Genomic DNA, 13,944 nt, shown 5'->3' with positions numbered 1-13,944 from the left:
GAGGAAAATGTATGCCACTTTCGCTCATCAAACTCCAGATTTCCGCGACAACAACGACAACGACAGACGCGGTACCGACGCAGTCAAAATTTTTCTACCAGAATCCTTCGGATGTGGCCGCAGGTTCCAATTTAACGATCGATGCAGCCGCTTTCACAGACGACACAGGTGCGGCCGTGACTTCTTTACCCGACTTGACAGCCAACAACAGCTATTGGAAGGTTTATATCAACGGTGTCGTTCAGGAAAATGGAAACTCGACGTACACCCCAGGTGCAACCGGTGTTGGGAGTCTCGTGTTTGCAAACCCAGCTGGCGGAGAACCAATCTACACAGGCCAATGGGTCGTATTAGAGGTTACCAACTTTGCGCCGAATTCAACGTCAACCACAACAGTCGCAACTTGACAGCTTGGCCTCACGGAACCCGTACAACGCAAATCGAGAAAGGGGCCTTCTGCAGATGCGCAAGGCTCCCTTCGCTTGCATCAATCGGACTTGCTTGACCGTCTTGTCCGGCGTGAATTCATCGTCCGAACTCAGCCATGAAATGTAATCTCCTGTCGCGTGGCGAATCCCGGTGTTCACGTGTCAACGCCGGGTCCTTCATCTTGTCCTTCAGTCGGTAGCTTTGTCCACGGATGTTCAGGATGTGCGCATGGTGTAGCAGGCTGTCGAGCACAGCCGCGGCCGGCACCGCGTCCCCGAACAATTCGTTCCATTCCCCAATTCCCTTGTTACTCGTCAGGATAATGCTGCCCCGCTCGTACCTGGCGTGAATCAATTCCAAAACCATCCCCCTCAATGGCGTTCATAAGCCATTCCTTAACCTGCTCGTCGCTTATCTTTTGCCCATTCTTCGTATCGGTGTATTGGGTCGCAGGACGCCCTCCGGAAGACGTTTTCGGCTTCGGCTCGTGTGTCTGTCGATAATCATAAGTGGACCGAGAGACCCCCACGATGCGCAGCACGATGGTGACTGGATACCCGGCTGTGATCCACTTGTGCGCAATCGCTACTTTATCCGCAAGTGAGGGCTTTCATTTTTTCACAGGTCACGGAGGATGGAAATTTCAAGGCCTGTTCACCCATTGTCTTTTTCATCCGCTCATTTTCTGCAATCAATTGCTGCTGTTCTGCTTGCAGAGCCTGCATTTCCTCAGCAGCTGCATGTGTAACCTTACCCCTGGTCTTGGGGCTCGACTTTGCGCTGCCATTCACCTGCTTAATCCAGCGGCGAACCATATTCGCATTTAGGTCATGCTTCCTGGCCACCAAAGACACGTTTCCCGTTTCAGAGCACTCACGAACGATTTGCTGCTTAAACTGCACTGAAAAATTCCGTCGTTCCATATCTCATCCTCCTGCTGTTCCAGTATGCTATCCAGCAGGGAGTCTGTCCAATCCGATTTCGGGGAGCTCAATTATATATGTCGGAGCACCTTGTATAGAGGGTCAACACATAGCAAAGCACTGCGGCACCGCCGTGGTGCTCTTTTTTTGTACTGACAACGCTCCGGGAAAGACTTATCATTTGTCCAAACTCTAAGGAAAGGAATTTATTTCCATCATTTAAAAATGTTTGTTGGAATTCCGTAAAGTTTGAGGCGCATAGAACGTCGAAATGGTCACTTCAAAAAAGCCAAAACCCCTTACCCCATAAGCGGTTTTCAGCTGACTCTGTGTTCAATCCGCAAGCGATCGGCAATCATCGCGATGAACTCCGAGTTTGTCGGTTTGGTCTTGGAAATACTCACCGTGTATCCGAATACATTGCGAATCGCGTCCATATTCCCGCGGCCCCATGCCACCTCGATGGAGTGGCGAATCGCCCGTTCCACGCGGGAAGGGGTGGTCTTGTACCGTTCAGCAATGCGCGGATACAGCACTTTTGTGATGGAACCCAGAATCTCCACGTCTTCGTACACGATGCCAATCGCTTCTCGAAGGTAGTGATACCCTTTGATGTGCGCAGGTACGCCAATTTCGTGGATGATTTGTGTAATCGCTGCGTCAATCGTGCGTTTGGATGGGTAGGCCACCAGGTTGGCGGATGAATTGGCGGTCTGCACTGCGGTCGCAGCCGTCTGGCGTTCGCCCGCGACTTGGCGAATCCGTTCTGCCAGCACCGGCATGTCAAAGGGCTTCAAAATGAAGTACGATACGCCGAGTTCCACGGCTCGGCGCGTAATGTGATCCTGCCCGAACGCTGTCAACATGATGACTTTCGGCATGGGTTGGTCAAGTTCGTTGAGTCGCTCCAACGTCGTAATGCCGTCCAGAACCGGCATGATGATGTCCAGAACCACAACATCCGGACGCTTTTCCTGAATCAGCGTGAGAACGTCGGTTCCATTATAGGCTACGCCCGCGAGCTCCATGTCGCTTTGGGAAGAAATAAACTCTGCAAGTACTTCGGCAAATTCCCTGTTATCGTCCGCAATCATGACACGCAATGACAACTTGAGCATCCCCCTCGAGTCGATTCCTTTATAAGGTTTCGACGAAGGGGGAGGTTGTCCTGCCTAAAGTCTGGGAATACTTTTCGCCCAAGTCCCGGTTTAACCGACAAAATTCGACACGGCGTGGGTCTCTTCCTCTGTCTCGTGTTCTGCCTCATGCAACATCCATTCTGCATACACGCCGTAGCCGCGCGTGGGGTCCGATACGAATACATGCGTGACCGCTCCGATGAGCTTGCCGTCCTGAATCAGCGGACTGCCGCTCATGCCCTGAACAATGCCGCCGGCTTGCTGGAGCAGCCGGGGGTCGGTGACATGAATCACCATGCTTTTCGTCTCCGGTTGTGTCTGATCTTGGGTGACCTCGATGTTCACATGAAACGCCTGCACCGTATGTCCGTTCAGAACAGTCAGCAGTTCCGCCGGGCCATCTCTGACTTGCTCCGGCAGTGCGACCGGGTACTCCCGGTTCGCGTAGGCAAACCTCGGCAGGGCATCCATCGTGCCAAACACGCCGAACGGTGTGTTTTCGTCGATGTGACCAATCGGTGCGGTGTGCGAGTCAAACCGACCGCGCTTTTCTCCAGGTTTCCCGGCCAGGCCTTTCACCATGCCCGTGACCTCTGCTTCGTAGACCGAACCGGTGCCGACAATCGGCTGACCCGTGTCCACGTCCGTGATCATATGGCCAAGTGCGCCGAACCGGTGGTGGGTCGGCTCATAAAAGGTCAGGGTCCCCACACCGGCCGTCGTATCCCGTACAAACAAGCCGAGGTGAACCGTACCGAGGGAGTCGCGCACGGGATGAACCAGCACAATCTGGTGTTCATCCCCTCTTCGGATGGTCAACTGCAGCGGAGATTCCGTGGATTGCACCAAGCTTTGGAGTTGGCTTGTATCCTGCAGTTGGATGTGATTCACGGACTCAATGACATCCCCCACCTGGACGTGGGCGGCTGCGGCTGGCGAGCGCTGCCCGTTCACGGACTGAAAGCCAACCACGATGACACCTTTGGCATGCAGGTTCACACCGATGGACTGGCCGCCCACATAGACCATCTCTTGCGGCACAACATGAACGTGAACTGTTTTCCAGGGAACCACACCAAACAAACGCGTTCGAACCGTGGTGTCGCCAACGGCCGTGGAAGTCACGGAGATCGCGGGAAGGTCGCGAGAACGGATCGGCAGTATGTTGACAACCTGCCGATTGGAACAGGTAGCTTCTGTCTTCACCGGCAGTCCAATGGGTACGACGGTACCTTGACCAAGCGGCAAGTTGATTTCACCAGGCGACACAGCCAGTTGTCGCGCGGGCGGTGACAAAACAATCACACCGCAAAGTGCGGCGAGCGCAACTCGAAGGTACTTGCGAAAGCGATGCTTCTGCATTTCTCCGCCCCCCCTTTGACATGCACCTCCCGAACTTGTGCTAGTAAGGTACCCTGTGGGGCGTTCATTATGTTGCGCAAAACATGCCACGTTATCCGACTTTCACGCACATCCCCCATCACTGGACGGGATGGAATCCCCGCAGGAGGGCCTCTGCGTGGTCGACCGCCGTTTGCCCAGCGAGACCGGCACCGACGAGGCGCGCGATTTCCGCAACTCTTCCCGCGAAGTCCAGACGGTGGACGACGGTCGTCGTATGTTCCGCACGTTCAGACTTTTCAATGCAAAAGTGGTCATCCCCTGCGGCGGCAACTTGGGGAGAGTGTGTGACACAAAGGATTTGCCGAACCCGGCCCAGTTTCTGCAGCTGTTCGGCAATCCGCTGCGCAGCCGAACCACTGACCCCTACGTCAATCTCGTCGAAAATCAACGTGTCGAGGGCATCCACTTCCGCAAGCACGGCTTTGAAAGCGAGCAACGTCCGCGACAGTTCGCCGCCGGACGCGATTTTTTGCAGGGGTTTCGGGGATTCCCCGCGGTTTGCCGAGAACAGGAAGGCAACTTCATCCGCGCCATGCGGCCCAAAGGCCGGTTCGCCAGAAGCATGCAGCCGGGGCTCGACCACAATGTGGAGCGAAGCGTTCGGCAGGTCCAGTTCGCGCAGCACACGCTGGACTTCCGCTGACAAACGGGTAGATGCGGATTGCCGCGCTTCATGCAAGGCCTTGCACAAGGCGGCCAATTCCGCCTGCGCAGCTTCGACCGCCTGGGTCCGTTCCAACATCCGGGCTTCGTGATTCACGAGGGATTCATACGCCGCCTTCACGGCATCCAAATGCGCAAGGACGGCCTCCACCGATGCGCCGTACTTGCGCTCCAAGGTTCGAATCAAGGCCAGTCGGTCTTCAATCGCCGCCAGTTCGTCCGGGTCTGCCTCAATCGTGTCCAGGTAGCGGAACAGGCTTCGCAGCGCCTCGTCCACGTTGACTTCAGCCGTTTCCATAAGCTCCTTGACCTCGGTCAGCGCGGCGTCATGCGTGGCTGCTGCCGCCACTTCCCGCGCCGCGCTGGCGAGGAGCGTGCTGACCCCCGGCCGCGCATCGTCGCCGGAGAGGGCCTCCAGTGCGGTTTTAACGGCGCCCGCAATTTTGTCAGCGTACTGCAGACGCTGCCGGGCGGCACGCAGTTCCTCTTCCTCGCCGGCCCGTAACGAGGCCTCTTCGATTTCGCGGATTTGAAACGCCAGCATGTCCATTCTGCGCATGCGTTCCTGCTCGTTGACGGCGGCTTGTTCGAGCGCCGCTTTTGCGTCGATCCAGCGGCGGTACGACGACCGGACCTGGTCCAGCAGTTCCTGGTGGCGACCATATAAATCGAGCAGCCGAAGTTGTTCTTCTTGTCGGAGCAGACCCTGGTGGTCATGCTGCCCATGCTGCTGCACCAACAAACTGCCAAGTTCGCGCAGCATTTGAACGGTCGCCATGCGGGCATTGACACGGCAGACGGTGCGTCCGGTCGCGTGAACTTCGCGGCTGATGACCAGCGGTTCCGCAGGGTCAAGTTCGATACCGGCAGCGTCGAGCAAGGACTGAACGGCCTCGTTCGCCGCCGCGGGTACTTCCACCAACGCTTCCACAACGCATCGGTCCGCCCCTTTGCGGACCAGGTCAGATGAAGCTCGGTTGCCCAAAATCAGGCCAATGGCGTCGAGCAGGATGGACTTTCCCGCCCCCGTTTCCCCCGTCAGGACCGTCAGACCCGGCCGCAGCTCCAGGCGCACGTGGTCAATGAGTGCCAGGTTTTGTACCGACAACTCCAACAGCAAGATGGTCTCCCCCCGTCCCTTACACGGCTCCATTGACAGTTCCCATGAAACTGGCGGCACCTTCTCGAACTGACGTCCAGTGACTAGGCGTCACCGCGCAGCTTTTGCCGCAGCACCCGAAAGAACTCCCGGCCGCGCCACTTGACGAGCGTCGTGGCGTGGACCGATTTGCGCACGTAGACCTCATCGCCCACTTCGAGCCTTACGCCCACTTGTCCGTCCACCGTGAGTCCGACATCCTCGTAGTTGTCGTGCACGACGAAGCGGACCTGCTGGCAGTCGTCAATCACGCAGGGGCGCGAAAACAAGGTGTGCGGACAAATCGGCGTGATGAGCATCACCTTGAGGTGCGGTGCCACAATGGGGCCGCCGCAGGAGAGCGAATAAGCGGTCGATCCCGTCGGTGTCGACACGATGACTCCATCCCCGCTGTAGGAATCCAGCAGCACATCGTCCACGTAGGCATCGACGTGCACCATGCGGGCGAACGAACCCTTCCCGATGCCCACATCATTCAACCCATGAAACTCGGCCCGCACTTCTCCATCGTGCACGACCGAAGCCGTGAGCATCATGCGGGTTTCGAGCTCGTAGTCGCGCTCGATAACCCGCTGCACGGTCTCGTCGATATTCGCCGGCTCGGCTTCGGTCAGGAATCCCAGGTGCCCGACGTTGATGCCGAGCAGCGGCACCGACAACGGCGCTAACCGTCTGGCCATGCCGAGCAAGGTGCCGTCGCCGCCAAACACAAAGGCCAACTCGACCGCTTTTAATACCTCGTCGGCGGGAAACACGCCGTGATCGGCATCCTTTCCAGTCTCGCCGCACACCGTTTCAATCCCCGCCTCCCGCAGCAGGGTCCTTGTTCGTTCCATCAGGCCTCTCGCACCAGGCTTGTCCGGATTCAGCAACAACGCAACTGTCCTCAACCTTGGCCCCCCTACCGGCTGTGCATCCACACCAACGCAATCAGCATGCCCGAAAGTAACCACAAGGCGCGATTGATGACCTTCGACCAGACGACATGGGGCGGCGGCTTGACTTCGAAATCCACGACTTGCACCTGTTCATTTTCCACGTCGACATGCAAAATTCCCTTGACACCGAACACGACATACATTGGATACCAGGTGTCGCGCAGCTTCGCGCCGTTCATGCCCTTCTCCCGTGCGCTGGCCAGTTTCACCACATAAGTTTTTCCGCCTTGTCGAACAATAAAGTCAGCAATCAGATGCTTGTGAAACGCCCGCGTTCCGTAGTACCCAGTCCATTCGCCGCGGTCCCGCACCCGGAGGATATGGTACCCATTGGCCTCCAGCCACTCTTGCGCCGCTTTGAATTTGCCGCGCAGCGGCGTACCAGCGCCCCGGCCGCGCCACTGGTTGATGATAGAGCGAGCCACCAGCAGCAACACACCCAGACCAATCATCAGGGCAAACGCTTCCCGAAGTTGCATGACGGACCTCACTTTCGCAAAGGCACAACTTCCTCTCCGCGAATCTCCAGCCAGGCTTCGCGGACCACTTGTACGGCCCGGTCGCGCCAGGCCTCCACAGCCTCTGCATCGGTTGTGCGTGCGGGCCGCCACCAGCCGAGAAATTCGATGTTGCCGTCACCGCCCGCAACCGGAGAATAATCGAGCCCTGCACATTCGAGTCCGACGGTCGGCAGGAACGAAAGCAATTGGCAAATCACGTCGGTATGGACCTGCGGGTCCCGTACAATGCCGCCCTTGCCCACTTTCCCTCGTCCTGCCTCAAACTGCGGTTTAATCAGACTGATGATGTCCCCCGGCGGCTGCAGAATTTCCTGGAGTTTCGGCAGCAGCAGCCGCGTGGAAATGAACGAGACATCCATCACCGCGAGGGACGGCGGCGGCGAGAACAGCGCTGCATCGACATGGCGGAAGTTGGTCCGCTCCATCACCGTGACGCGCGGATCGTTCCGGAGTTTCCAGTCGAGTTGCCCATACCCGACGTCCACAGCGTACACGTGTTTGGCGCCATGCCTCAACACACAATCTGTGAATCCGCCGGTCGAAGCGCCGACATCGACGACGACACGCTGGTCTGCTGACACCCCGAACCGCGCGAGCGCGCGTTCCAGCTTCAGTCCGCCCCTGCTGACGAAAGCGTGTTCGGGCTGGGCGACCTCCACGACCGCATCCGGCCGGACAAAGGTCCCCGGCTTGTCCAAAACGTCCCCTTCGCGGCGGACGAGGCCGGCCATGATGGCCCGTTTCGCCGCTTCCCGGCTCGGAAACAAGCCCCGTTCCACCAGCAGGACGTCGAGACGCACCGACTTTGCCTTCGTGGTTTGCGCACGCCCGTCCCCACCCTCTGCAGGACGAGCGCCCGAGCGATTGGACGGCGGAGTAGACGGTGAGTTAGACGGCGGCATCGACTTATCGGGTGGCACTGTATCGCTTCCGTTTCCGGTCGGCCACGATGCGCAAGGCGTCCGCCACCAGTGCCTCCTTGGTTAGCCCGAGCTGTGCCAGCAGCTCCGAACGGGAGCCGTGCTCCACAAAATGGTCGGGGATGCCCTTGCGCAATACTTCGGCACTGCGGCCGTGATCGGCCAGGACTTCCAGCACCGCCGACCCAAACCCGCCCGCCAGCGACGCCTCTTCAATCGTGACCATCGGCAACTGGCGGTCCGACAAGGACAAAATCAGCGCTTCGTCGATCGGTTTGACAAACCGCATGTTGACGACGGCCGCGGAAATGCCGTGTTCGGTTTCCAGCTCCTGCGCGGCCTCTGTCGCCACTTGCACCATCGGACCGAGTGCGAGAATCGCCAGGTCGTCGCCGTCCTGCAGGACCTCTGCTTGGCCGACGGGCAGTTCACAAAGCGGCTCACTGCAGTCGACGCCGAGCCCATCCGCCCTTGGGTAGCGCACGGCGGACGGCCCCTCCAGGTGCAGCGCCGTCCACAGCATGTGCCGCAGTTCATTTTCATCCTTCGGCATCATCACCGTCATGTTCGGCACGGTGCGCAGGTAGGCAATGTCAAACACCCCCTGGTGTGTCTCCCCGTCGGGCCCGACGATACCGGCGCGATCGACCGCAAAGACCACCGGCAGGTTCTGGATGCAGATGTCGTGAATGACCTGGTCGTACGCCCGCTGCAAAAACGTCGAATACACCGCAAACACCGGCCGCTTCCCCGATGCGGCCAAACCGCCGCAGAAGGTGGTGGCGTGCTGTTCGGCGATCCCGACGTCAAAACACCGCGAGGGGTGCACCTTGGCAAACTTGTCGAGCCCGGTTCCGCCAGGCATGGCAGCCGTCACGGCAACCACGCGCGGGTCCTCGCTGGCGATTTGAATCAGCGTCTCGGAGAAGACGCTGGTGTACGACGGTGCCGCCTTCGCCTTCGGCGCGCTCGGCCACGCATGGAACTTGTCGGGCGCATTCTCCGCCGACGCGTAGCCCTTCCCTTTCTGGGTGACCAGATGAATCAGCACGGGGCCGCGCAGCAGCTTTGCGTCTTCGAGCACGTTGATCAACACGGGCAGGTCGTGACCGTCCACTGGGCCCAGATACTTGAAGCCAAAGCCCTCAAACAACTGCCCGGGCACCACCAGGTGACGCACCGAATCCTTGACCCGCTCGAGTGTCTTCGTGAGCCGCGGCCCAATGGCCGGCACGCGGCGCAGCATCTGTTCAATTTCAGCCTTCGTTCGCGAATACGTCGGATCCGTCCGCAGCCGTGTCAAATACTTCGACAGTGCACCGACGTTCTCCGCGATGGACATTTCATTGTCGTTCAATATGACGAGCAGTTTGGTGCCCAAGTGGCCGGCGTGGTTCAGGGCTTCCATGGCCATCCCGCCGGTCAGCGCCCCGTCCCCGATGACGCACGCCACGTGGTAATCCTCACCCGACAAATCGCGCGCAACCGCCATGCCCAAGCCCGCCGACAAGGACGTGCTGGCATGCCCGACGCCAAACATATCGTGAGGACTCTCCGACCGTTTCGGAAACCCGGCCATCCCCTTGAACTTCCGCAGGGTCGGAAACGCCGACTTCCGGCCCGTCAGGATTTTGTGCACATATGCTTGATGTCCGACATCCCAGATGATCCGATCGCGCGGGCTGTTCAACACCTTATGCAGCGCGATGGTCAATTCCACGACGCCGAGATTGGCGCCAAAGTGGCCCCCGGTTTTCGAAACCGTGTCCACCAGAAAGGCGCGGATTTCAGCTGCCAGTTGAATCAGCTCTGCCTCACTGAAATGCTTGATATCTTCCGGACGTTCCACTTGGTCGAGTAACGTACGATATCCCCCCTCGTTGAGGTCACTGTACGCGTTTCCCCTTCACTTTCCGATGTTCGCGTTTATAAAACAGAACGGTCTCCGCGACGCGGGCCGCACCCAGCACAATCGGCGTCGGCGAGCGGATGGCAAGCGTCTTGCCAATCGCCTTTGCGGCTACGGTAACAGCAGTGGTGAATGCCGTCAATAAAATAATGATAAATTCTCGCTGCCATCCGCGAACATGCAGGGCAATCACCAGCTGGGCGCCAACCGCCAGCGCACCCGCACCGCTGAGAACACCGGCAATATCGCCGATGACGTCACTGCAAATACTGGACACCTTTTCAGCATTTCGCACAATCGAAATCGCTCGCTTCGCGGCAAAGACGCGCTTGGATGCCATGGCGTGAAAGGGCGTTTCCCGCGCGGCCGCGGCCGCGACACCGAGCATGTCAAAGAGGGCTCCGACAATGACAATAATAAAGACGATCACGGCACCAACGTACCATGTCGCCGTGTTCAGATAAATTGTGGATGTATCAAAGAGTCCGCCAACCACAAAGGACAGGCCCGCCACTGCCAGAGCAAATCGTATCGCACGGTGCCACGGTGCCCGTTTCATTATGTACTCTGTACCTCCTGGCGAGCGTCAAACATGCTCGGGTGGCAGCTCTTTGAGTAAATGCTGTGGCTTAGGTCCAGTAGGTTTTCCCAAGGGCGCGCCTCTGCGTCGCCGCACAGGCGGTTTCCCTTTCAGCGCCCCTTGACAGCGTCACCGACTGTCAGACTAGATTACCACTTAGTCCACACTATAATCCTCAAAGAGCCACGCACGTCGCGAACAGTCTAGGCGTTTTCCGCAACAGCCGCTGCTGCTTCCTAGCCTCTTTTGCAGTGCAGATTTCACGCGGCACCGGCAGCCTCCCTGGCCGCGGGAGGTGCTGCCTGCTTCCCGCGATCCCTTCCACACCACGCAAGGCAGGCTACGCTGCACACAGATTGGGGTCCGCATGCAGGTTCATACCCCAAGCCATAACCACTCGAAGTGGCCACGCACTTGGGCCTCCGCGAAAGCTGGGTCGGGTTTCGCATGCCATTGCGATCCGCCCACCTTTCTTAACTCCCAGTACCAGCCCAGGGCTGGGCGCCCCAAGCCAACACCAGGAACTTCATCGATGTGCCCTTTGGCGGATTTTTAGCCCCGCCTTCAGAAGCAGACGGCTGACTAGAATACTGCGCCACCCGAATGTGACTCCCATTATATCATACGGCCCATTCCGCCTCGAATCCGCTGGCTGCCGAACAAAGGCCGCTGCGCACGACCCGGCGCCGCAGGCACACGCCAGCTTGTCCGCTGTGACCGTAGCGTGAGTATGCGAAGGCGCACAAGCCGATGGCACGATATACCAAGCGCAATCGGCTCATTTGTCCCGGACTACAATAAACCGCGCGATAGACGCCAGAAGCGACGAATCCACACCAGAAGCATCCAGGTGGGCAAGCGCACGGTTCAAGGATATCTCGATGCGCTCCTGGGTGGCCTCCAGGCCGAGAAATTTCGGGTAAGTCAGCTTGCCCAGGCGTTCGTCGCTGCCTGCCTGCTTGCCGAGTTGTTCGGTGGTCGCCGTCACGTCCAGCACATCGTCGACCATCTGAAACACCAGCCCAATCGTCAGCCCAAAAGCCTTGAGTGCCTGAAGGGACGGCTCCGGCAGTCCCGCGTACAATCCACCCAGTTCCACAGACGCTTCAATCAGACGCGCCGTCTTGTGCATATGGATAAACTCCAAGTCACGCATCGAACCGCTGGACCGCTCCGCTTCGATGTCCGCCATCTGCCCCGCCACCATCCCATAGCAGCCGGCAGCCGAAGACAGGGCGCGAATCATGCGGATCTGTCGGTCAGCCGGAATCGGCAAGGGTTTCGCCAATTGTTCGAACGCATACGTCAACAGGGCGTCGCCTGCGAGCAGCGCCGCCGCTTCGCCGAACACGCGATGATTGGTGGGTTTGCCCCGCCGCAAGTCATCGTCGTCCATACAAGGGAGGTCATCGTGAATGAGCGAGTAGCAATGGAGGAGTTCGAGCGCAGCCGCGACAGGCATCAATTCTGTCTCCGCAATGCCGCAGGCGCGACCCACTGCTAGGCACAGCACCGGGCGAAGGCGCTTCCCGCCCGCAAGCAGGCTGTAGCGCATCGCCTGAAACAAGGTGGTGGGGTGCGCATTTGGATCAAACAGTCCCTCCAGGTATGCGGTCACCTGGTCACCGTACGTTTGCAAGTAGCTCTCTGCTGTCCATGCTTGGTCCACGCGTTACCGCACCCCCGCGTCCGCAGCCGCCTGCTCAGGCCTGCTCATTTTGTCCGTTGGCGCTGGGCATGTCGACGGGGTCGAGAGGTTCGAGCGCAATGCCATCGGGACCTTCGACCAGCTTGGAGATCTCCAATTCTGCCTGGTCCAGCTGCTGCCGGCAAAACTGAACAAGTTGCATCGACTCCTTGTACCGCTCGATGGATTCTGTCAAGGTCAGGTCACCCGACTCCAGTCGGCGAACGGTCTCTTCCAGTTTCTTCATCGCTGTCTCAAAGGTCAAGCCGGAGTTGTTCTCCGTCATCCTCAGGTTCCTCCCCGCTTTCGATGCGCGCCTTCGCGCGTCCATCGGCAAACTGAATCTGCACTCGCTGACCGGGACGCACCGCTTTGACACTGCCTACGACGCGCTCGCTGTCCGCCTCGAACACCACGCTGTACCCGCGCGACAGGACGCGCAGGGGGCTCAGCGCATCCAACTGCGCAATGGTGCGTTCCAGCGCATGGTTGAGGCGGTCCACCCGCCTGTGCATCTGCGTGGATGCGCTCTGCTCAAAGGCGCTGATTTTCGATCGCGCCTGTTCGATGCGCGCCGCCAGGTCGATCCGGTACAACCGCTCCACGGCCTTCGACACACGCGCCTGTGCTTGCCGAAGCGGCACATGAATGAGCCTTTGCACCTGGGTCTCCAGGTAGTCGACAGACTGCTTTCGGTATTCGAGCGGCTTCAGCGGGTCGCGCAGCGCCTGCGACGACTGCAGCGTCACCAGGCGCGTCCGCTGCTGCTGGAGCGACCAGCCGAGTGCCGTTTTAGAGCGCTCTGCCCACTCCGCCAACTGCTGGCGCAGATCGGAAGCCTTTGGCGCCGCCAGTTCTGCCGCCGCCGTTGGTGTAGCCGCCCGAACATCGGCGACAAAATCGCAAATGGTGAAGTCCGTCTCGTGTCCCACCGCCGAAATCACCGGCACGGGGTACGCTGCAATGGTTCGCGCCACCCGCTCGTCATTAAAGGGCCACAGCTCTTCCAAAGAGCCGCCGCCGCGGCCGACGATGACAACGTCAATCGGCACTCCGGAAGCACGCAGCTGCGCCAGCCGCGTTAAAGACGCGACGATGGTCTCGGCCGCTTCCGGCCCCTGCACCAACGCGGGCGCCAAAATCACCTGGGTCATGGGAAAGCGCCTGGCGAGCGTGGTACAAATGTCGCGGATCACGGCGCCTGTCGGAGACGTCACCACGCCGATGCGCCGCGGGAAGGCGGGCAGGGGCCGTTTACGCTCACTGGCGAACAGGCCTTCCGCCTCCAGCTTTTGGCGCAGCTGCGTGTACGCGATATACAAGGCACCCACGCCATCCGGCTGCATATCGTCCACGTACAGTTGATACTGGCCGTCGCGCTCGAACACCCCGATGGACCCGGTGCAAATCACCCGCATGCCGTCCTTGGGCATGAACTTCAGAAAGCGGTTGCGGCCCGCAAACATAATGCCGCGGATGCGGCTTTGTTCATCCTTCAAGGTGAAATACATGTGGCCGCTGGTGTGTTTCTTGAAGTTGGACAACTCCCCGACCACCGACACCCGGCGAAGGCGGGGGTCCGACTCCACACGCTGCTTGATCCACGCATTCAGCGCGGCAACGGTTAAGACATCAGGCGACCTGTCCACCGCGAGCATGTTCGACATTCCGC

General features: G+C 59.2%; 14 protein-coding genes and 1 pseudogene. 1 reads left to right on the top strand and 14 read right to left on the bottom strand.

The window, feature by feature from the left end; genetic code table 11:
- The first annotated feature begins 11 nt into the window (after window positions 1–11).
- Window positions 12–407 (top strand): DUF4183 domain-containing protein, encoded by a 396-nt coding sequence (locus JI721_RS15660; RefSeq protein WP_274455785.1) that lies wholly within the window; start codon window positions 12–14, stop codon window positions 405–407.
- On the opposite strand, the gene JI721_RS15655 is transcribed toward JI721_RS15660, so the two are convergent.
- The 14 genes and pseudogenes from JI721_RS15655 to xseA form a co-directional block, all read right to left on the bottom strand.
- Window positions 384–587, bottom strand: a complete 204-nt coding sequence (locus tag JI721_RS15655; RefSeq protein ID WP_274455784.1) for a glycosyltransferase — start codon at window positions 585–587, stop codon at window positions 384–386. The two genes, JI721_RS15660 and JI721_RS15655, sit on opposite strands and share 24 nt — an antisense overlap.
- A pseudogene (locus tag JI721_RS15650) lies at window positions 526–783 on the bottom strand (ATP-binding protein); the annotation flags it as partial. The pseudogene JI721_RS15650 and the gene JI721_RS15655, both read right to left, overlap by 62 nt.
- Before the next feature lie 236 nt (window positions 784–1,019).
- Complete coding sequence (locus JI721_RS15645; protein WP_274455783.1) at window positions 1,020–1,352, bottom strand: transposase; 333 nt, start codon at window positions 1,350–1,352, stop codon at window positions 1,020–1,022.
- A 317-nt stretch (window positions 1,353–1,669) separates the two neighbouring features.
- On the bottom strand, window positions 1,670–2,446 hold the full coding sequence (gene spo0A / locus JI721_RS15640) for a sporulation transcription factor Spo0A (protein ID WP_407654118.1): 777 nt from the start codon (window positions 2,444–2,446) through the stop codon (window positions 1,670–1,672).
- Window positions 2,447–2,560: 114 nt separating this feature from the next.
- Window positions 2,561–3,853 (bottom strand): SpoIVB peptidase, encoded by a 1,293-nt coding sequence (gene spoIVB, locus JI721_RS15635; protein ID WP_274455781.1) that lies wholly within the window; start codon window positions 3,851–3,853, stop codon window positions 2,561–2,563.
- A 118-nt stretch (window positions 3,854–3,971) separates the two neighbouring features.
- Window positions 3,972–5,678, bottom strand: a complete 1,707-nt coding sequence (gene recN / locus JI721_RS15630) for a DNA repair protein RecN (RefSeq protein WP_274455780.1) — start codon at window positions 5,676–5,678, stop codon at window positions 3,972–3,974.
- An 83-nt stretch (window positions 5,679–5,761) separates the two neighbouring features.
- Entirely contained in the window at window positions 5,762–6,607 is an 846-nt protein-coding gene (locus JI721_RS15625) for an NAD(+)/NADH kinase (protein ID WP_274455779.1), read from the bottom strand.
- 11 nt (window positions 6,608–6,618) lie between these two features.
- Window positions 6,619–7,134: a hypothetical protein gene (locus JI721_RS15620; RefSeq protein WP_274455778.1), complete on the bottom strand. Its 516-nt coding sequence runs from the start codon at window positions 7,132–7,134 to the stop codon at window positions 6,619–6,621.
- 8 nt (window positions 7,135–7,142) lie between these two features.
- Window positions 7,143–7,976, bottom strand: coding sequence for a TlyA family RNA methyltransferase (locus JI721_RS15615; protein ID WP_274455777.1), 834 nt, complete (start codon window positions 7,974–7,976; stop codon window positions 7,143–7,145).
- A 106-nt stretch (window positions 7,977–8,082) separates the two neighbouring features.
- Window positions 8,083–9,945 (bottom strand): 1-deoxy-D-xylulose-5-phosphate synthase, encoded by a 1,863-nt coding sequence (dxs, locus tag JI721_RS15610; protein ID WP_274455776.1) that lies wholly within the window; start codon window positions 9,943–9,945, stop codon window positions 8,083–8,085.
- Window positions 9,946–9,982: 37 nt separating this feature from the next.
- Window positions 9,983–10,564 carry a hypothetical protein gene (locus JI721_RS15605; RefSeq protein WP_274455775.1) on the bottom strand — a complete coding sequence of 194 codons (582 nt, stop codon included), beginning with the start codon at window positions 10,562–10,564 and terminating at the stop codon, window positions 9,983–9,985.
- A 799-nt stretch (window positions 10,565–11,363) separates the two neighbouring features.
- Window positions 11,364–12,254 (bottom strand): polyprenyl synthetase family protein, encoded by an 891-nt coding sequence (locus JI721_RS15600; protein ID WP_274455774.1) that lies wholly within the window; start codon window positions 12,252–12,254, stop codon window positions 11,364–11,366.
- A gap of 34 nt (window positions 12,255–12,288) precedes the next feature.
- Window positions 12,289–12,558 carry an exodeoxyribonuclease VII small subunit gene (gene xseB, locus JI721_RS15595; protein WP_274455773.1) on the bottom strand — a complete coding sequence of 90 codons (270 nt, stop codon included), beginning with the start codon at window positions 12,556–12,558 and terminating at the stop codon, window positions 12,289–12,291.
- A complete protein-coding gene (gene xseA / locus JI721_RS15590; RefSeq protein WP_274455772.1) occupies window positions 12,527–13,939 on the bottom strand; it encodes an exodeoxyribonuclease VII large subunit in 1,413 nt (470 codons plus the stop codon). The genes xseB and xseA overlap by 32 nt, the downstream gene beginning before the upstream one ends.
- Window positions 13,940–13,944 lie beyond the last annotated feature (5 nt).

It is taken from the genome of Alicyclobacillus cycloheptanicus (assembly GCF_028751525.1).
Lineage (GTDB): Bacteria > Bacillota > Bacilli > Alicyclobacillales > Alicyclobacillaceae > Alicyclobacillus_L > Alicyclobacillus_L cycloheptanicus.
The sequence above is the reverse complement of the archived record's forward strand: the minus strand, read 5'-3'. Positions and strand labels throughout refer to the sequence as shown.

What these genes read in the sequence shown, in the direction of transcription:
- JI721_RS15660 (WP_274455785.1), top strand. Translation starts at nt 12, where the DNA reads ATGCCACTTTCGCTCATCAAACTCCAGATTTCCGCGACAACAACGACA.
- JI721_RS15645 (WP_274455783.1), bottom strand. Translation starts at nt 1,352, where the DNA reads ATGGAACGACGGAATTTTTCAGTGCAGTTTAAGCAGCAAATCGTTCGT.
- spo0A (WP_407654118.1), bottom strand. Translation starts at nt 2,446, where the DNA reads ATGATTGCGGACGATAACAGGGAATTTGCCGAAGTACTTGCAGAGTTT.
- spoIVB (WP_274455781.1), bottom strand. Translation starts at nt 3,853, where the DNA reads ATGCAGAAGCATCGCTTTCGCAAGTACCTTCGAGTTGCGCTCGCCGCA.
- JI721_RS15620 (WP_274455778.1), bottom strand. Translation starts at nt 7,134, where the DNA reads ATGCAACTTCGGGAAGCGTTTGCCCTGATGATTGGTCTGGGTGTGTTG.
- JI721_RS15605 (WP_274455775.1), bottom strand. Translation starts at nt 10,564, where the DNA reads ATGAAACGGGCACCGTGGCACCGTGCGATACGATTTGCTCTGGCAGTG.
- xseB (WP_274455773.1), bottom strand. Translation starts at nt 12,558, where the DNA reads ATGACGGAGAACAACTCCGGCTTGACCTTTGAGACAGCGATGAAGAAA.
- xseA (WP_274455772.1), bottom strand. Translation starts at nt 13,939, where the DNA reads ATGTCGAACATGCTCGCGGTGGACAGGTCGCCTGATGTCTTAACCGTT.